The sequence below is a fragment of the Pelomonas aquatica genome, assembly GCF_026712205.1.
Classification (GTDB): domain Bacteria; phylum Pseudomonadota; class Gammaproteobacteria; order Burkholderiales; family Burkholderiaceae_C; genus Pelomonas; species Pelomonas aquatica.
On sequence record NZ_JAPPUW010000005.1, the window covers coordinates 1 to 17,324 of the forward strand.

21 protein-coding genes are annotated in these 17,324 nt (G+C 69.5%); 12 read left to right on the forward strand and 9 right to left on the reverse strand.

Features of this window, described 5'->3' with window-relative positions; genetic code table 11:
- The first annotated feature begins 134 nt into the window (after nt 1-134).
- Nucleotides 135-677 carry a GNAT family N-acetyltransferase gene (locus tag NYP07_RS06265; protein ID WP_268148557.1) on the forward strand — a complete coding sequence of 181 codons (543 nt, stop codon included), beginning with the start codon at nt 135-137 and terminating at the stop codon, nt 675-677.
- A 1-nt stretch (nt 678) separates the two neighbouring features.
- Here the strand turns inward: NYP07_RS06265 and NYP07_RS06270 are convergent, their stop codons facing one another.
- The 4 genes from NYP07_RS06270 to NYP07_RS06285 form a co-directional block, all read right to left on the reverse strand.
- The gene (locus tag NYP07_RS06270; protein ID WP_268148559.1) at nt 679-1,146 is read right to left on the reverse strand and encodes a DUF1203 domain-containing protein; all 468 of its coding nucleotides are present in this window, start codon (nt 1,144-1,146) and stop codon (nt 679-681) included.
- A 346-nt stretch (nt 1,147-1,492) separates the two neighbouring features.
- Complete coding sequence (locus tag NYP07_RS06275; protein ID WP_268148561.1) at nt 1,493-1,975, reverse strand: hypothetical protein; 483 nt, start codon at nt 1,973-1,975, stop codon at nt 1,493-1,495.
- Between the two features lie 104 nt (nt 1,976-2,079).
- Nucleotides 2,080-2,571, reverse strand: coding sequence for an outer membrane lipoprotein (locus NYP07_RS06280; protein WP_268148563.1), 492 nt, complete (start codon nt 2,569-2,571; stop codon nt 2,080-2,082).
- 80 nt (nt 2,572-2,651) lie between these two features.
- Nucleotides 2,652-3,209: an HNH endonuclease gene (locus NYP07_RS06285; protein WP_268148565.1), complete on the reverse strand. Its 558-nt coding sequence runs from the start codon at nt 3,207-3,209 to the stop codon at nt 2,652-2,654.
- Between the two features lie 235 nt (nt 3,210-3,444).
- On the opposite strand from NYP07_RS06285, the gene NYP07_RS06290 reads away from it, so the two are divergent.
- From NYP07_RS06290 to NYP07_RS06330, 9 genes are read left to right on the forward strand one after another with little or no spacing between them, the layout of a single operon-like run.
- Nucleotides 3,445-4,158, forward strand: a complete 714-nt coding sequence (locus tag NYP07_RS06290; protein ID WP_268149005.1) for a TetR/AcrR family transcriptional regulator — start codon at nt 3,445-3,447, stop codon at nt 4,156-4,158.
- Between the two features lie 39 nt (nt 4,159-4,197).
- Nucleotides 4,198-5,988 (forward strand): acyl-CoA dehydrogenase C-terminal domain-containing protein, encoded by a 1,791-nt coding sequence (locus tag NYP07_RS06295; protein WP_268148567.1) that lies wholly within the window; start codon nt 4,198-4,200, stop codon nt 5,986-5,988.
- Nucleotides 5,989-6,017: 29 nt separating this feature from the next.
- Nucleotides 6,018-6,449 (forward strand): DUF2147 domain-containing protein, encoded by a 432-nt coding sequence (locus NYP07_RS06300; RefSeq protein WP_268148569.1) that lies wholly within the window; start codon nt 6,018-6,020, stop codon nt 6,447-6,449.
- Nucleotides 6,450-6,476: 27 nt separating this feature from the next.
- Complete coding sequence (locus tag NYP07_RS06305; RefSeq protein ID WP_268148571.1) at nt 6,477-8,873, forward strand: 3-hydroxyacyl-CoA dehydrogenase/enoyl-CoA hydratase family protein; 2,397 nt, start codon at nt 6,477-6,479, stop codon at nt 8,871-8,873.
- An 11-nt stretch (nt 8,874-8,884) separates the two neighbouring features.
- Nucleotides 8,885-9,376 (forward strand): DUF4442 domain-containing protein, encoded by a 492-nt coding sequence (locus NYP07_RS06310; RefSeq protein WP_268148573.1) that lies wholly within the window; start codon nt 8,885-8,887, stop codon nt 9,374-9,376.
- An 11-nt stretch (nt 9,377-9,387) separates the two neighbouring features.
- The gene (locus NYP07_RS06315) at nt 9,388-10,602 is read left to right on the forward strand and encodes an acetyl-CoA C-acyltransferase (protein ID WP_268148575.1); all 1,215 of its coding nucleotides are present in this window, start codon (nt 9,388-9,390) and stop codon (nt 10,600-10,602) included.
- A gap of 5 nt (nt 10,603-10,607) precedes the next feature.
- On the forward strand, nt 10,608-11,138 hold the full coding sequence (locus NYP07_RS06320) for a DUF1569 domain-containing protein (protein WP_268148577.1): 531 nt from the start codon (nt 10,608-10,610) through the stop codon (nt 11,136-11,138).
- 13 nt (nt 11,139-11,151) lie between these two features.
- Complete coding sequence (locus tag NYP07_RS06325) at nt 11,152-11,916, forward strand: enoyl-CoA hydratase (protein WP_268148579.1); 765 nt, start codon at nt 11,152-11,154, stop codon at nt 11,914-11,916.
- Nucleotides 11,913-12,638 (forward strand): SGNH/GDSL hydrolase family protein, encoded by a 726-nt coding sequence (locus NYP07_RS06330; protein WP_268148580.1) that lies wholly within the window; start codon nt 11,913-11,915, stop codon nt 12,636-12,638. The genes NYP07_RS06325 and NYP07_RS06330 overlap by 4 nt, the downstream gene beginning before the upstream one ends.
- On the opposite strand, the gene NYP07_RS06335 is transcribed toward NYP07_RS06330, so the two are convergent.
- A complete protein-coding gene (locus NYP07_RS06335) occupies nt 12,590-12,994 on the reverse strand; it encodes an acyl-CoA thioesterase (RefSeq protein ID WP_268148582.1) in 405 nt (134 codons plus the stop codon). The two genes, NYP07_RS06330 and NYP07_RS06335, sit on opposite strands and share 49 nt — an antisense overlap.
- Before the next feature lie 52 nt (nt 12,995-13,046).
- Between NYP07_RS06335 and NYP07_RS06340 the strand changes: the two genes are divergently transcribed.
- Complete coding sequence (locus tag NYP07_RS06340) at nt 13,047-14,855, forward strand: ABCB family ABC transporter ATP-binding protein/permease (RefSeq protein WP_378990403.1); 1,809 nt, start codon at nt 13,047-13,049, stop codon at nt 14,853-14,855.
- Nucleotides 14,856-14,861: 6 nt separating this feature from the next.
- Here NYP07_RS06340 and NYP07_RS06345 read toward each other — a convergent pair whose 3' ends face one another.
- Genes NYP07_RS06345 through NYP07_RS06355 form a run of 3 tightly spaced genes read right to left on the reverse strand, consistent with a single transcriptional unit; the run spans nt 14,862 to nt 16,101 of the window.
- Nucleotides 14,862-15,182: a hypothetical protein gene (locus NYP07_RS06345; RefSeq protein WP_268148584.1), complete on the reverse strand. Its 321-nt coding sequence runs from the start codon at nt 15,180-15,182 to the stop codon at nt 14,862-14,864.
- A gap of 33 nt (nt 15,183-15,215) precedes the next feature.
- Nucleotides 15,216-15,848, reverse strand: a complete 633-nt coding sequence (locus tag NYP07_RS06350) for a UPF0149 family protein (RefSeq protein WP_268148586.1) — start codon at nt 15,846-15,848, stop codon at nt 15,216-15,218.
- 13 nt (nt 15,849-15,861) lie between these two features.
- Entirely contained in the window at nt 15,862-16,101 is a 240-nt protein-coding gene (locus tag NYP07_RS06355; RefSeq protein ID WP_268148588.1) for a hypothetical protein, read from the reverse strand.
- Between the two features lie 64 nt (nt 16,102-16,165).
- Here NYP07_RS06355 and NYP07_RS06360 point away from each other — a divergent pair, with 64 nt between their 5' ends.
- Complete coding sequence (locus tag NYP07_RS06360) at nt 16,166-17,011, forward strand: transposase (protein WP_268148590.1); 846 nt, start codon at nt 16,166-16,168, stop codon at nt 17,009-17,011.
- Between the two features lie 3 nt (nt 17,012-17,014).
- Here NYP07_RS06360 and NYP07_RS06365 read toward each other — a convergent pair whose 3' ends face one another.
- A complete protein-coding gene (locus NYP07_RS06365; protein WP_268148592.1) occupies nt 17,015-17,320 on the reverse strand; it encodes a protealysin inhibitor emfourin in 306 nt (101 codons plus the stop codon).
- Nucleotides 17,321-17,324 lie beyond the last annotated feature (4 nt).

Genomic DNA, 17,324 nt, shown 5'->3' on the forward strand with positions numbered 1-17,324 from the left:
GCTGGTCTCGCTGGTGGATACCCACCAGCAACTCCAGCGTTTTACTTGAACCGCCGGATGCGGACCCGCACGTCCGGTGGTGTGAGAGGGCTGAGGGGGCGACCCCTCACCCTACTCGATGAGAGGACGAGCCCATGCTCAGAGGACAGCGCGTCGGCCTGCGCCATGTGACCGAGGAAGACCTGCCCTGGCTGAAGCGCACCACCGGCGACCCGCAGATCCGCGGCCCCTTCATGGGCACGCGCATGATGACGCCGCACACGGTGGAGCAGCGCTGGAAGGACAACGGCTTCTCCGGCGAGGACGCCGAGCGGCTGCTGATCTGCCATCTCGTCGACGGCAGCGTCATCGGCGACGTGGTGCACTTCGCCGCGGCCCGCTACACGACGGCGCGCGAGATCGGCTGGACCATGGCCGACATCGCGATGCGCGGCCAGGGCCTGGCCAGCGAGGCCGCCGCGCTGCTGGTGGACTACCTGTTCGAGAACTGGCCGGTGAACCGGCTGTCCTGTGGCATGTCCGTGCACAACCATGCGTCGCGGCGCGTGGCCGAGAAATGCGGCTTCAAGCACGAGGGCATCCAGCGCGGCATCATCTTCGTCGGCGGCGAGTATGTGGACTGCCATGCGCTGTCGCTGCTGCGCGGCGACTGGCAGGCGATGAGGGGCGGGGCCTGATTCAGGCGCGCCGGATCAGCGCCGCATAGCAGCCGCGGCGCGCGAAGTGGGCGTGGATGTAGTCGACCTCGGGCCGGGCGAGCAGACGCTCGATGAGGCCCTCGATGGCCGTGCCGTCGACGATGTCGGCGTCGACCATCATGCCGGCGGCGTCGAAGGCGCGCAGCGACAGCAGGCGCCGGCGCAGCGCGGCGGGCACCTCGTCGACGGCGTCGAAGGGCGCACCGGCACGCTCGCGGACGAAGACGGCGTGGCGCGAGCGGTAGGGCGTGTGGGCCGGCTGGTGCTCGTGGTTGACGAGCAGCACCGTCTCGCCCGGCAGGGCGTCGCTGAGCTCGATGCGGTCGGGATGGGCATCGCCGGGCCGGGTCGGCAGGCGGATGGCGCCCTCGCGGGCGAGCTCGGCGTCGCCGAGGCCGAAGAGATGGGCGAAGGACTGGGCGGACAGCCCGGTGATGCGAAAGGACATGGCGTGCTCCGTGGTGGGATGCACGCGATTCTTCAGGGGGCGTTGCGTGGCGTCTGGCCGCAATCGGACCTGGAATTGTCAGAACCTGTTCAAGGTCTCCCCATGGCGCCCGTTGCCCCGCAAAAGCAGGGGCTGCAAGGCGCAAACCGGAGACGGGCTGGGTGCCCGGCGAGGATTTGCAACGCCGCAGACGCTGTTTTTGCGGGGCAACCCGAAGGGCAAGGCATCCCCGGGCCGCACTCTGCGTTGCCCACCTTGGCCAGGCATGAGCCTGGCCGGCGGCGTGCGCCTTGATTGCGGCCCGGGGATGCCTTGCGGGCACCATGGGGAGGCCTTGAACAGGTTCTCAGTCCGCGCCCGCCGGGCGCTCGAAGCCGGCATCGACCCAGGCCTCGGCGGCGGACTGCGTGAACCTGAAGCCGGCCGCCACCTTGACCTGGGCCAGCGGCTCGCCGGCCGCGTCGAAGGCGCGCAGCCAGGCATAGGGATCGTCCTCGGCGGGCACGATCTCCAGCGTGAGCTTCAGCCAGGCGCCGTCGCGTGCGACATAGAGCGTCTTGTTGAGCTGGGCGTGCAGCTGCTGTTCGTGGCGGCGGATCACCTCGGAGGCCGTCTTCACCAGCGTGTTGAAGGCGTTCGAGTCCAGCGGCTTGGGGTTCTTCTTGTCGCGGCCCATGGTCCAGGGTCCGACCAGCGCCGGTTCGCTCTCGCCGTCCTTGAACATCGCGACGGCCCAGCCCTCGTCGTCTTCGTTCTTGATGACCTGGGCGGTCCAGCCGTGGTCGCGCCACAGGCGGGGCTCGTACAGGGGTTCGTCGGTCTCGTTCATCGGGTGTGGAAGCAGAAATGGCGGGCCAGAGCCCGCCATTGTCCGGTGCGGCGCCTGCCGTCATGCCATCCGGCCGGCATGCCGGGTGGCCTTCGACGCCTGCCTCAGCCGTTGCTGGCCGAGGCCGCCGGCGCGACGGCTGGCGCGCGCGTCACGCGGGTCTTGCCGCCGGTCGTCACGAGGATGACGGTGTCGCCGTTGTTGAAGGTCTCGGCACCCTTGGCCTGGATGACGGAGCGGCGCTCGCCGTTGCGCAGCTGGACGATGATTTCCAGCGCTTCTTCGCGCGTGGTGGAGCGCTCGATGGCATTGCCGATGACGGCGCCGGCCACGGCACCCAGCACGCCGACCACCTGGCCCTCGCGCCGGCCGCCGACCGTGCTGCCGGCAATGGCGCCGGTGACGCCGCCGGCCACGCCGCCGATGCCGCTCTGCGAGCCGTCCACGGTGACGGGGCGCACGTTCAGCACGGTGGCGTCCTGGACCTGGGACAGGCGTTGCGCGTCGCCGCGCTGGATGACGTCGGGGCTGGTCGTCGAGCAGGCCGACAGCACCAGCGCGGCCGCCACGGAGAGGGAAGTGATGAGTTTGGACATGGATGACTCCTAGGGCACGACAGCAGCCCAACGGGTGCGATTGTCTCGCCGTTGACCGCCCCCCGGGCCTCTACAACTCTTTACCCGTGCAGGCGGCTGGAGCGCGGCACGCTGGCGAGCAGGAACTCCATCTGGTCGGCCAGGATGCGGCGGCCGCGCAGGATCATGTCTTCGTGCAGGCTGGGCACATAGGGCAGGTAGAGCAGGCTCATATGGGCCTCTTCGGGCAGGCGGCTGCCCTTGCGGCCGTTGCAGGGGCGGCAGGCGGTGATGCAGTTCATCCAGCTGTCCTGGCCGCCGCGCGACGTGGGCTGGATGTGCTCGCGCGTCAGGTCCTCGGGCAGGGCGCGGTGGCCGCAGTAGGCGCAGATGAAGCGGTCGCGCACGAAGAGCTTGCCGTTGGTCAGCGCGGGCGCCTGGCGCCAGGCCCGGCTGGGCATTGCGCCGCGCACGGCGATGATGGGGTGCACCTCGATGCGCGACTGCCGCCCGCTGACGCGCTGCCAGCCGCCGCGCAGCACCTGGCAGGGGTCGCCCAGCGTCCAGGCGACGCCGTCACAGGCGTAGATGACCGCGGCCTCGCGGGTCGTGATCCAGGCCTGGGGTCGGCCGGAGACATCGAGCTGGAGCACATCCACGGGCAGTTCACCGTCGTTGCTGTGCCCGAAGCCTAGCGAGAACCGGGCCAGCGCTCAAGCGTGCCACCGTGACGGCCGAGGTCTAGGGGTCATCCCTAGGTCGGTCGGCAGTATTAGGCGCATCACCCTAGAAATCGCTCGGTGAAGCTGGCGCCGTCACACGAGCGAACTGCAAAATAGAACGATCGTTCGTTTTATTCCTTGCCCTCTCTCACCGTTTCGCGCCGTGTCCTCGCTGCCCGTTTCCGCCAAGAAAGCTGCCTCGCTGCGCGTGGTCAAGCCCGTGCGCGTCGCGCGCTCGCTGCAGAAGGGCCAGCAGACCCGCGCCGCCATCCTCGAGGCGGCGCTGGGCCTGGCGTCGCATATGGGGCTGGAGGGCCTGTCCATCGGCGCGCTGGCGGACGTGACGGGCATGAGCAAGTCGGGCGTCTTCGCCCACTTCGGCTCGCGCGAGGAATTGCAGATCGCCGTCGTGACCGAGTATCACGCCAAGTTCGAAGAGGAAGTCTTCTTCACCGCCATCCGCGAGCCGCGCGGCCTGCCGCGGCTGCGCGCGATGTTCGAGCGCTGGGTGCGCCGCGTGTCGGTCGAGGTGGACTCGGGCTGCATCTACATCAGCGGCGCCGTCGAGTTCGACGACCGGCCGGGCCCCGTGCGCGACGCGCTGGTCGGCATGGTCAAGGCCTGGCATGCGGCCCTGCACAAGGCCATCGTGCTGGCCCTCGACGAGGGCCATCTGCAGGCCGGCGCGGACGTCGACCAGATCGTCTTCGAGCTGCACGGTCTGATCCTGTCCCTGCACCACGACGCGCGCTTCATGCGCAGCCCCGGCGCGCTCGCGCGGGCCGGCCTCGGTTTCGACCGGACCATCCAGTTCTATGCGACGCCGGCTGGTCTGCAGGTCGACGGCGCGCGCAAGCCTCCCAAGATCGGCGCCACCCGGCGCTGACCCGATTCACCCCACCCAAGACTGTTCCAGGAGTCCCCGATGCCCCAGTACACCCCGCCCATGCGTGACATGCAGTTCGTCATGCACGAGCTGCTGAACGTCGTCGACGAGCTGAAGATGCTGCCCGGCCACGAGGACATCGACGCCGACACGATCAACGCGGTGCTCGAGGAAGGCGGCAAGTTCGCTGCCGAGGTCATCGCCCCCATCAACCTCAGCGGCGACGCCGAAGGCTGCACGCTCGACAAGGCCACCCACGAGGTGACCGCGCCCAAGGGCTTCAAGGAGGCCTACCAGCAGTACGTCGAGGGCGGCTGGCCGGCGCTGAGCTGCGACCCGAACTTCGGCGGCCAGGGCCTGCCCCACCTGGTGAACCAGTTCTTCTATGAGATGCTGAACTCGGCCAACCAGGCCTGGACGATGTACCCCGGCCTGAGCCACGGCGCCTACGAGGCCCTGCACGCCCACGGCACGCCCGAGCAGAAGGCCACCTATCTGCCCAAGCTGACCAGCGGCGAGTGGACCGGCACGATGTGCCTGACCGAACCGCACTGCGGCACGGACCTCGGCCTGCTGCGCACCAAGGCCGAGCCCCAGGCCGACGGCACGTACAAGATCACCGGCGCCAAGATCTTCATCTCGGCCGGCGAGCACGACATGGCCGAGAACATCGTCCACCTGGTGCTGGCCCGCCTGCCGGACGCGCCGCAGGGCTCCAAGGGCATCTCGCTGTTCATCTGCCCGAAGTTCAACGTGAACGCCGACGGCAGCCTCGGCAGCCGCAACGGCATCTTCTGCGCCGGCTTGGAGCACAAGATGGGCATCCACGGCAACGCCACCGCGCAGATCGTGCTGGAAGGCGCCACCGGCACGCTGGTCGGCGAGCCCAACAAGGGCCTGGCCGCGATGTTCGTCATGATGAACGCGGCGCGCCTGGGCGTCGGCAACCAGTCCCTCGGCCTGACCGAGGTGGCCTACCAGAACGCCGTGGCCTATGCGAAGGACCGCATCCAGATGCGCGCGCTGAGCGGCCCCAAGGCGCCGGACAAGCCGGCCGACCCCATCATCGTCCACCCCGACGTGCGCAAGATGCTGCTGACGGCCCGCGCCTTCGCCGAGGGCGGCCGCATGCTGCAGGCCTACACGGTGCTGCAGCTCGACAAGGCGCTGAAGAGCGATGACGAGGACGAGCGCAAGGACGCCGACGCCGAAGTCGCGCTGCTGACGCCCATCATCAAGGCCTTCATCACCGACAACGGCTGGCTGGCCACGTCGCACTGCATGCAGGTTTTCGGCGGCCACGGCTTCATCCACGAGTGGGGCATGGAGCAGTTCGTGCGCGACGCACGCATCAACATGATCTACGAGGGCACCAACACCATCCAGTCGCTGGACCTGCTGGGCCGCAAGGTGCTGGGCAACAACGGCGCCACGCTGAAGAAGTTCGGCAAGAAGATCGCCGCCTTCATCGAGGAGGAAGGCACCAATGAGGCCATGCAGGAGTTCGTGAACCCGCTCGCCGACTTGGGCGACAAGGTCAACAAGCTGACGCAGGAAATCGGCATGAAGGCCTTCGGCAACCCCGACGAAGTCGGCGCCGCCGCGGTGGACTACCTGCGCGTGGTCGGCCACATGACCTTCGCCTATTTCTTCGCCCAGGCCGCCAAGATCGCGCTGGCCAAGCAGGACGGCGGCGACCCCTTCTACACGGCCAAGCTGGCGACGGCGCGCTTCTATTTCGCGAAGCTGCTGCCCGAGACGGCGTCGCTGATCCGCAGCTGCCGCGCAGGCCTGGCGCCGCTGATGGCCATGGAAGAGGCGCTCTTCTGACCCGCCCGCTCTGACCAAGGACACGCCCGATGAAATCCCTGTTCGCTGCTGCCCTGCTGTTGCCCGCGTTTGCGTTCGCGCAGACCACACCCGTGGGCCTGTGGAAGACCATTGACGACGACGGCAAAACCGCGAAGTCGCTGGTCCGCATCAGCGAACAGGCGGGCACCATCGTCGGCAGCATCGAGAAGCTGCTGGATCCCAAGGACCCCGCCGACGGCAAATGCGACAAGTGCAGCGACGACCGCAAGGACAAGCCCGTCGTCGGCCTGCAGATCATCCGCGGCATCAAGGCCCAGGGTGATGGGGTCTGGGGCGGCGGAGAGATCCTTGACCCCAATGATGGCCAGACCTACCGCACGCGCCTGAAGCCCGTGGAGGGCGGCAAGAAGCTGGAGGTGCGCGGCTACATCGGCGCCCCCCTGTTCGGCCGCACCCAGACCTGGGTTCGCGTCGAGTGAATTGAACACCCTTAGGAGATACACCCCATGAGTCGATTCCAAGTCCGCAAGGTCGCCGTGCTCGGCGCCGGCGTGATGGGCGCGCAGATCGCGGCCCACCTCGTCAACTGCAAGGTGCCGGTCGTGCTGTTCGACCTGCCCGCCAAGGAAGGCGCCAAGAACGGCATCGTGAGCAAGGCCGTCGACGGCCTGAAGAAGCTCAAGCCCGCACCGCTGGGCGACGGCGCCGAGGCTGCGCTGATCCAGCAGGCCAACTACGAAGAGCACCTCGAAGTGCTGCGCGGCTGCGACCTCATCATCGAGGCCATCGCCGAGCGCATGGACTGGAAGCTCGACCTCTACACCAAGATCGCGCCCTTCGTCGCCCCGCACGCCATCGTGGCCTCGAACACCTCGGGCCTGTCGATCACCAAGCTCTCCGAAGTGCTGCCCGAGGCGATCAAGCCGCGCTTCTGCGGCATCCACTTCTTCAACCCGCCGCGCTATATGGCGCTGGTCGAGCTGATCAACACGCCGACCACGCAGCCCGAAATCCTCGACCAGCTCGAAGCCTTCGTGACCACGTCGCTGGGCAAGAGCGTCGTGCGCGCCCACGACACGCCCAACTTCGTCGCCAACCGCGTCGGCATCGCCGGCATGATGGCCACGATGATCGAGGCCGAGAAGTTCGGCCTGAGCGTGGACGTCGTCGACGACCTGACCGGCAAAAAACTGGGCCGTGCGTCGTCGGGCACCTTCCGCACCGCCGACGTCGTGGGCCTGGACACCATGGCCCACGTCGTCAAGACGATGCAGGACAACCTGAAGGACGACCCGTTCTACTCGACCTACGCCACGCCCAAGGTGCTGGCCGGCCTGATCGAGAAGGGCGCGCTGGGCCAGAAGACCGGCGCCGGCTTCTACAAGAAGGTCGGCAAGGACATCCAGCGCCTGGACTTCGCGACCGGTGACTACGTCGCCGGCGGCAAGAAGGCCGACGAGATCGTCGCCCGCATGCTGAAGAAGGCCCCGGCCGACCGCCTGAAGCTGCTGCGCGAATCGACCAACCCGCAGGCCCAGTTCCTGTGGGCCATCCTGCGCGACGGCTTCCACTACGCCGCCGTGCATCTGGACACCGTGGCCGACACGGCCCGCGAGATCGACTTCGCGATGCGCTGGGGCTTCGGCAGCCAGCAGGGGCCGTTCGAGCTGTGGCAGGCCGCCGGCTGGAAGCAGGTCGCCGAGTGGATCGCGGCCGACATCGCCGACGGCAAGACCCTGTCCAGCGCGCCGCTGCCGGCATGGGTCACCGAAGGCCCCGTCGCCGAGGCCGGTGGCGTGCACACGCCGCAAGGCTCGTGGAGCGCCGCCGAGGGCAAGTTCAAGCCGCGCAGCGAGCTGCCGGTCTACGCCCGCCAGGCCTTCCGCGAATCGCTGCTGGGCACCGGCGCGGCCGACCCGCTGAAGTCGGGCACCGAGCTGTTCAGGAACGACGAAGTGCGCGTCTGGACGCTGGACGGCAAGGTCGTCATCGCCTCCATCACCGCCAAGCTGCACCTGATCAGCCCGGCCGTCACCGAGGGACTGCTCAAGGCCGTCGAGATCGCCGAGGCCGACTACCAGGGCCTGGTGATCTGGAGCCCGGACGACGTGTTCTCGGCCGGCGCCAACCTCGAGAGCCTGATGCCCGTCTTCATGAAGATGGGCAGCAAGGGCATCGCGCCGGAAGAGAAGAAGCTGCAGGACATGATGCTGCGCCTGCGTTATGCCAGCGTGCCGGTCGTCGCCGCGATGCGCGGCCTGGCCCTGGGCGGTGGCGCCGAGCTGGCCGTGCATTGCGCGCGCCGCGTCGCGCATGTCGAGAGCTATGTGGGCCTGGTCGAAGTCGGCGTGGGCCTGGTGCCTGGCGGCGGCGGCCTGACCTATATCGCCCGCCGCGCCGCCGAGATGGCCGCGGCCGGCAACGCCGGCGCCGACATCCTGAGCTTCCTGAAGGACGGCTTCCTGACCGCGGCCACGGCCAAGGTCGCGACCTCGGCTCACGAGGCGAAGAAGAACGGCTTCCTGCTCGACAGCGACATCATCGTGCCGCACAAGGACGAGCTGCTGTACGTCGCGACGGCCACCGCCATCGGCATGTTCGAGGCCGGCTACCGCCCGCCGCACAAGGCGCTGTTCCCGGTCGCAGGCCGCAGCGGCATCGCGACGATCAAGGGCCAGGTCGCCAACATGCGCGACGGCGGCTTCGTCAGCGCCCACGACTACCACCTGGCCGCGGCGATCGCCGACGTGGTCTGCGGCGGCGAGGTCGAGGCGGGTTCCCTCGTCACCGAGGAATACCTGATGGCGCTGGAGCGCAAGCACTTCTGCGCGCTGCTCGACAACCCCAAGACCCAGGAACGCATCATGGGCATGCTGCAGACCGGCAAGCCCGTTCGCAACTAAGGTCCATCGTCGTGAACCGGCTTCAACGCACCCTCGCAAAGCTGGACGGCCTGCCCGGCCCGCTGCGGGGCGCCGCGCGCAACTTCGCGCTGCGCCGCGCCGTGCCCTTCACCGGCACGGCGGCGCTGGACTTCGTCGCGCTCACCCCTGAGCGCAGCGAGATCCGCGTGGCCAACCGCCGCCCCGTGCAGAACCACATCAAGGGCGTGCATGCGGCCGCGATGTCGCTGCTGGCCGAAACGGCCACCGGCATGGTGGTGGGCATGAATGTGCGCGACGACTGCCTGCCGCTGTGCAAGTCGCTGCAGGTGAACTTCCGCAAGCGCGCCACCGGCGGCCTCGTCGCCCGCGCGCATCTGACCGAGGCCCAGCGTGCCAGCATGGCGAGCGAGACCAAGGGCGAAGTGCGCGTTGCCGTCACTGTGATCGACGAAGCCGGCATCGAGCCGATCGAGTGTGAATTTGTCTGGGCCTGGGTGCCCAAAGAGAAGCCCCAGGCTTGAAAGGAAAAGTCATGAGCAAGCAAGTCCAAGACGCCTACATCGTCTCCGCCACCCGTCTGCCCATCGGCAAGAGCGGCCGCGGCTACTTCAAGAACACGCGCCCCGACGAGATGCTCGTCAAGGTCATGCAGGCCGTGCTGGCGCAGGCTCCGGGCCTGGACCCGGCCGCGATTGAAGACGCCATCGTCGGCTGCTCCTTCCCCGAAGGCGAGCAGGGTATGAACATCGCCCGCGTGGCCTCGGTGCTGGCCGGCCTGGGCCCCACCATCGGCGGCGTGACGATCAACCGCTACTGCGCGTCCGGCATCACCGCCGTGCAGATGGCCGCGGACCGCATCCGTGTCGGCGAGGCCGACGTGATGTTCGCCGGCGGCGTCGAGTCCATGTCCATGATCCCGATGGGCGGCAACAAGCCCAGCCTGTCGCCGCTGATCTTCGAGAAGGACGAGAACATCGGCATCGCCTACGGCATGGGCCTGACGGCCGAGAAGGTCGCCGCGCAGTGGAAGATCAGCCGCGAGGCGCAGGACGCGTTCTCGGTGGAATCGCACCGCCGCGCCGTGGCCGCCATGCAGGCCGGCTGGTTCGACGCCGAGATGACGCCCTTCGACGTCGTCGAGCGCACGCCCAACCTGGCCGACGGCACGGTCAACGTCAAGACCCGCACCGTCAAGCTCGACGAAGGCGCCCGCCCCGACACCTCGCTCGAAGGCCTGGCCAGGCTCAAGCCCGTGTTCGCCGCCAAGGGCAGCGTGACGGCCGGCAACAGCTCGCAGACGTCCGACGGCTCGGGCGGCCTGCTGATCGTCAGCGAAGCCGCGCTGAAGCGCTACAACCTGACGCCGCTGGCCCGCTTCGTGTCCTTCGCCGTGCGCGGCGTGCCGCCCGAGATCATGGGCATCGGCCCCATCGAAGCCATCCCCGCCGCGCTGAAGGCCGCCGGCATCAGCGCCAAGGACCTGGACTGGGTCGAGCTGAACGAAGCCTTCGCCGCGCAGTCGCTGGCCGTGCTGAACGACCTGGACAGCAAGGGCTTCGAACTGGACCGTGCCAAGGTCAACCCGAACGGTGGCGCGATCGCGCTGGGCCACCCGCTGGGCGCCACCGGTGCCATCCGCGCGGCCTCGGTCATCCACGGCCTGCGCCGCACCGGCGGGAAATATGGCATGGTGACGATGTGCGTCGGTGCCGGTCAAGGCGCGGCGGGCATCTTCGAAAGGCTTTGACCCTCATGAAACGGCGTCGCGTGCTCCAGGCCTCCTCGGTATTGCTCGCGGCGCCTCTCGCTGGTTGTTCCGGCGAGCTGCAGACCTTCACGAGCTGGAAGGCCGGCCAGCAGGCCGTGCTGGAGCTGCTGTTCACGGAGAAGGTCGTGCAGGGCAGCCCCTGGAACCTGAGCCAGGTGCTGCAGCATCTGGCTCAGAGCGTCGAGTTCTCGATGCAGGGCTTCCCGGCGCTCAAGGGCGCCTGGTTCCGCTCCAGCATCGGCTCGGCGGCCTTCGCCGTCTTCAATGCGCGCGGCGCGATGAGCCACAGCCTGGACGAGCCCATCCCCGGCGCGCCCGCGCTCGATGCATCGCAGACGCTGAAGACCTCGGTGCAGCGCCTGCTGGACGCGATGGAGGCCTTCGCCAGTTTCCAGGGCACACTGCGGCCCCACTTCGCCTACGGCGAGCTGACCAAGCCGCAGTACGAGCGAGCCCATCTGATGCACCTGGCCAACCACTGGACCCAGTTCCAGTCGAAGACCGCCACGGCCTGAACCGGAGACCCCGATGACCATCAAGAGCTACACGCTCAACGGCGTCGCGACCCTCGAGATCGCCCGCCCCGAGAAGAAGAACGCCATCACCCAGGCGATGTACCTGAGCATGGCCGAGGCGCTGCGCGCCGCCGATGCCGACCCCGCGGTGCGTGCGGTGCTCATCACCGGCCAGCCCGGCATCTTCACGTCGGGCAACGACCTGGAAGACTTCATGGCCGGCCCGCCGCGTGGCGAGGACGCGCCGGCCTTCCAGTTCATGCATGCGCTGGCGGACTGCGGCAAGCCCGTCGTCGCGGCCGTGACCGGTGCGGCCATCGGCATCGGCACGACCATGCTGCTGCACTGCGACTTCGTCTTCGTTGCCGACGACGCCCGCCTGGCCATGCCCTTCGTGGCCCTGGGCCTGGTGCCCGAGTTCGCGTCCAGCGTCGTGCTGCCCCAGCTCGTCGGCAACCGTCGCGCGGCCGAGAAGCTGCTGCTGGGCGACCCCTTCACCGGCGAGCAGGCCGTGGAATGCGGCATCGCCAACCGCGTGCTGCCGGGCAGCGAGGTGCTGAACCACGCGCGCCGCATCGCCGAGCGCTTCAACACGCTGGCCCCGGGCGCCGTGCGCGACAGCAAGCAGTTGATCCGCGGCCCGCAGCGCGAGGCCGTCAAGGCGGCCATCACGCGTGAGGCCGAGGTCTTCGGCGCCCGGCTGCGCGCGCCTGAGGCGATGGAGGCCTTCCAGGCCTTCTTCCAGAAGCGCGCGCCGGACTTCTCCAAGTTCCAGTGACGCCCGAGCTCCTGCTGGGGCCGCTGCTGCTCTGGCAGGGGCGGCGCGTGCGTGCGACCGCGCTGCGCCTGCCCGAGGCGGCCGGTCCGCGCACGGCCGAGGGCTCGGCGCTGCGCCTGCTGATCGTCGGCGACTCCTCGGCCGCCGGCGTGGGCGCCGCGCACCAGGACGAGGCCCTGGCCGGCCGCCTCGCGCAGGCGCTGGCCGCGCGGCTGGGCCGACCGGTGGGCTGGCAGCTCGTCGCGACCAGCGGCCACAGCAGCGAGCAGGCGCTCGCGGCGCTGGCCGCCACCGAGCTCGCGCCGGCCGACGTGCTGGTCACGGCCCTGGGCGTCAACGACGTCGTCGACCGGGTCGCGCCGTTGCAGGCACTGGCGGCGCTGGAGCGCATCCACGCCCTGGCCACCGAGCGCGCCGGCGTGCGCCTGAGCGTGCACTGCGCAGCGCCGCCGATGCAGCAATTCCCGCTGCTGCCCCAGCCGCTGCGCTGGTTCTTCGGCCGCCAGGCGGCGCGCTTCAATGCGGCCCTGACGTCGTCCGTGGCCGGCCAGGCATCGCGCCGCGTGTTGCATCTGCCCGAGGAAATGCAGAGCAATGCGGCGGCACTGATGGCTGAGGACGGCTTCCACCCCAGCCCGGCGGGCTATGCCCTGTGGGCCGAGGCGTTGGCGGATCAGATCGCCAGCGGCCTGGGCTTGCCCTGCAGGTCGATGGCCACATAGGTCAGGTTGGCCTCGGTCACCTTGACGATGTGCGGGTTCTCGGGGTCGCGCTCGGCCATCACCTCGACATGCACCGTGATGGACGTGCGGCCGACGCGGGTCACCGTGGCATAGAAGCTCAGCAGGTCGCCGATGGAGACCGGTTGCTTGAAGATGAATTCGTTGACGGCCACCGTGGCCACGCGCCCGCGCGAGATGCGCGCCGGCAGGATGGAGCCGGCGATGTCCACCTGGGCCATGATCCAGCCGCCGAAGATGTCGCCGTTGGCGTTGGAGTCGGCGGGCATGGGCATCACGCGCAGCACGAGCTCGCGCTGGCCGGCCTGGGGTTGAGGGGGGCTTGAATCCTGGGTCATGGTGGTCACTTGTGACAATCCGTCGTTGAACTCCATTTTCGGGCCTGCCGCGTTGCGTTCCTCCACTTCAGCATCATCCCTGCCGCTGCCCGGCACCGCCCCCGCGCCGCGCGGCGACTGGGGCACCGTCGGCCGCCTGCTGCCCTATCTGTGGCGCTACCGCTGGCGCGTCGCGCTGGCCCTGGCCTTCATGGTGGGCGCCAAGCTGTGCAACGTGGGCGTGCCCATCCTGCTCAAGCACCTGATCGACGCTCTCGACCTGAAGCCCGGCGCGCCGCAGGCCCTGCTCGTCGTGCCGCTGGGCCTGCTGCTGGCCTATGGCGGGCTGCGGCTGTCGACGTCGCTGTTCACCGAGCTGCGCGAGCTGATCTTCGCCAAGGCCACCGAGGGCACGGCGCGCAGCATCTCGCTGCAGGTGTTCCGCCACCTGCACGACCTGTCGCTGCGCTTCCATCTGGAGCGCCAGACTGGCGGCATGACGCGTGACATCGAGCGCGGCACGCGGGCCGTGCACTCCCTCATCAGCTACTCGCTCTATAGCATCGTGCCGACGCTGATCGAGGTGGCGCTGGTGCTGACGCTGCTGGGCGTGAAGTTCGATGCCTGGTTCGCCGGCATCACCGTCGCGGCGCTGGTCGTCTACATCGCATTCACGGTCGTCGTCACCGAGTGGCGCACCAAGTTCCGCCGCACGCTGAACGAGCTGGACTCGGTGGCCCACAGCAAGGCCATCGACTCGCTGCTGAACTACGAGACGGTGAAGTATTTCAACAACGAGGACTTCGAGGCGCGCCGCTACGACGAGAGCCTGGAGAGGCTGCGCCGCGTCCAGCTGAAGAGCCAGACCACGCTGTCGCTGCTGAACACCGGCCAGCAGCTCATCATCGCGGCGGCCCTGGTGCTGATGCTGTGGCGGGCCACGCAGGGCGTCGTCGCCGGCCGCATGAGCCTGGGCGACCTCGTCATGGTCAACGCCTTCATGATCCAGCTCTACATCCCGCTGAACTTCCTCGGCGTGATCTACCGCGAGATCAAGCAGAGCCTGACCGACATCGAGAAGATGTTCCGCCTGCTCGACCGCGAGCGTGAGGTGGCCGATGCGCCCGGCGCGGCGCCGCTGCAGGTGCAGGGCGCGCATGTCGTGTTCGACGACGTGCGCTTCGCCTACGACCCGGCGCGGCCCATCCTGCACGGCGTCAGCTTCGAGATCCCGGCCGGCCGCAAGGTCGCCGTCGTCGGCCCCAGCGGTTCGGGCAAGAGCACCTTGGCGCGGCTGCTCTACCGCTTCTACGACATCGACGGCGGCGCCATCCGCATCGACGGCCAGGACATCCGCGCGGTCACGCAGGGCAGCCTGCGCCGGGCCATCGGCATCGTGCCGCAGGACACGGTGCTGTTCAACGACACCGTGGCCTACAACATCGCCTACGGCCGCCCCGGGGCCGGCCAGCCCGAGGTCGAGGCCGCCGCGCGCGCGGCCCACATCCACGCCTTCATCGCGGCCACGCCGGGCGGCTACGAGACCATGGTCGGCGAGCGCGGGCTGAAGCTGTCGGGCGGCGAGAAGCAGCGCGTGGCCATCGCGCGCACGCTGCTGAAGAACCCGCCGCTGCTGATCTTCGACGAGGCGACCTCGGCGCTGGACTCGACCAACGAGCGCGCCATCCAGGCCGAGCTGGAGTCCGTCGGCCAGGACAAGACCGTGCTCGTCATCGCGCACCGGCTGTCGACGGTGGTCGACGCGCACGAGATCATCGTGCTGGAGCAGGGGCGCATCGTCGAGCGCGGCCGGCACGACGAGTTGCTGGCCCGGGACGGGCGTTACGCGGAGATGTGGCGGCTGCAACAGGCCACCGACTGACGCTCTTTAGTGGGGCTTCCGGGGCTTCTCGAAGCTCTTGGGGCGGTAGACGTTGCCGTCCCACTCACCCTCGGGCCGTGGCCCCTGCTCGCGCAGCGCCGCCTCGCGGGCGCGGCGGATGACGCGCTCGGCCTCCAGCGCCGCGGCGCGGGTCTGGCGCTGGCGGCGGCGCCAGCCGGTCAGGCGGTTCATCTGCAGCTGCAGCCAGCCGCCCAGGCGGCGCAGCCGCGAGTCCACGCCGGCCCGGGCCCGGTAGGGCAGGGCCATGTGGATCGCCAGCGCGATGCAGAGGCCGAGGCCGGCGGCGGCGATCAGGTCGTGGAGCATGCTTCGAGTGTGGCCCAAACCGCTGCACAGCGGTCAGCCGATTTGAGGGGGGCATCGGCCGGATTGACGAATCTTCCACAGCGCCAGCATGGCGTCAGGAATCTGCCGACTGGCCGCGTCGCGGTCTTCCGCGGAGCCTTCGGCCAGCGCGCCGTCGGGGCTGCCTAGCGCGGCAATGGGGGCCAGCAGCGGCGCCGTCTCGCCGCCGTCGAACCATGGCGTCCAGGCGTCGGGCGCCAGGGCCACGGCCGTCAGGAAGCCGGCGGCCCAGTCCTCGGCATCGGCGTACTCGGTGTCCTCGTCCTCGCCGTCGGCGAAGCTGAAGATGGGCTCCCAGGCCTGCGGCCGCTGCGCCCAGGCGGTGGCGATGGACTGCAGATGCCGCAGCACGCCCATGACCACCTTCTTGCGCTGCTTGCCGCTGGCGAAGGGCGCGGGGTCGGGGTCGCCGTCGCCGCCCCAGACGAAGGGCAGCCAGGCCTCGCCGGGCAGTTCGGCGAGCGGGCGGCCGGGCGTCAGCAGCAGGCCGGCGAGGTAGCCGTCCAGCGCCTCGATGTTCATGGCCGCGTCGGCCGGCAGGGCGGCCAGCAGCTCATCGAGGTCGTCGAGCTCCTCGTCGGACAGCGGGCGGTTGTCGGATTCGGGGTTGTAGTGGGGGTACTGCATGGGATTCCTGGATTCAGCCGTGGCGGCCGTGGCGGCTCTTGGGTTTCTTGGCGTCGAATTCGGCGATCTGGGCCTTCAGCAAGGCCATCAGCACGCGGGCGTTCTGCTCGGTCATGACGAGCAGGCTGCTGGGCTCGATGCCTTCGATGGGCTCGCGGCTGGCCACGAGCGCATCGACCTTGAACACGATCTGGCCGTGCAGGTTGTTGGTGGCGGCCTTGAGCTTCTGGATTTCGATCTGGTGGGTCTTCATGGCGTGAGAGGGGGCCGTCAAGCCGCCATCTTGCCATTCCGGGCGGTGCGACTTAAGGTGGCACATGGCCCGGCCTGCTCGCCTCGAGATCGCTGGCGCGGTCTACCTGATCGGCGCCCACTGCCCGTTCGAGGGCAGGCGAGCCGCCTTTGTCGACGAGGCGGACCACGCCGAGATGCGCGCGCTGCTGGCCCAGGCCCTGCACCGTTTCGACGCCCAGGCGCTGGCCTATGCGCTGCTGCCCGAGCATTACTGGCTGCTGCTGTTCACGCGCCGCGCCAACCTGTCGCAGCTGATGCGGCATGTGAACGGCGTCTACACCCAGCACCACCAGCGCCGCTGGGCCTTCGGCGGGCCGCTGTTCCAGGGCCGCTTCCACGCCGTGCTGGTCGACCGCGAGCGGCATCTGCTGGACGCTTGCCGCTATGTCGACCTCGACCCGGTGCGCGAGGGCCTGGCGCGCAGCGCGGCGGATTGGCCGGGGTCGAGCTTCCGGGCGCTGGCCGGGCTGGAGGCGGCGCCCGAATGGCTGGAGGTCGACGGCCTGCATGCCCACCTGCTGGGCCGCCGGGCCAGCACGGCGGCGCTGCGCCGCCAGGCCGGCGAGCGCTATGCGCGCCTCGTCGCGTCGGAGCCGGGCTTCGAGCTCTGGCCGGGGCGGCTGCGCGAGCAGATCTTCCTCGGCGACGCGGCCTTCGCCGCGCGCATGCGCGCGCTCGCCACGGCGCCGCGGCGCAGCGTGCGCGCAAGCTGGGCCGAGTGGCTCAGGCGCGCCAGCGGCATCCGCGAGCAGGCGCTGTGGCTGGCGCATACCCAGGGCGGCGTCGCGATGACCGAGCTGGCCGGCCAGCTCGGGTTGTCGGTGTCGCGCGTGAGCCGGCTGATCGCGGCCGCGGAGCGCGCCGTCTGAGGCTCAGATCAATTCATCGTTGACGCAGTCGCGCACGCTGGCCGGCACGGCGGCCTCGGGCACCTCGATGACCGTGGGTGCGGCGGCGCCCGGCCGGTGCAGGGCCAGCCGGTAGCGGAAGCCGTCGGCCGCGCCGCGCGGCTCGGCGGGTGGCGCCGCACCGGCGAACAGCGCGGCCAGGTGTTCGCGGTCGGCCGCCCGCAAATCACGGCCGAGCAACTGGCCGGTGCTGCGGATATGCCCGCCCGGCCCGCCCATGCCGGCCAGGCCGCCCAGGCGCTCGACGTCGAGGCGGTCCTCAGCCTGCATGGGG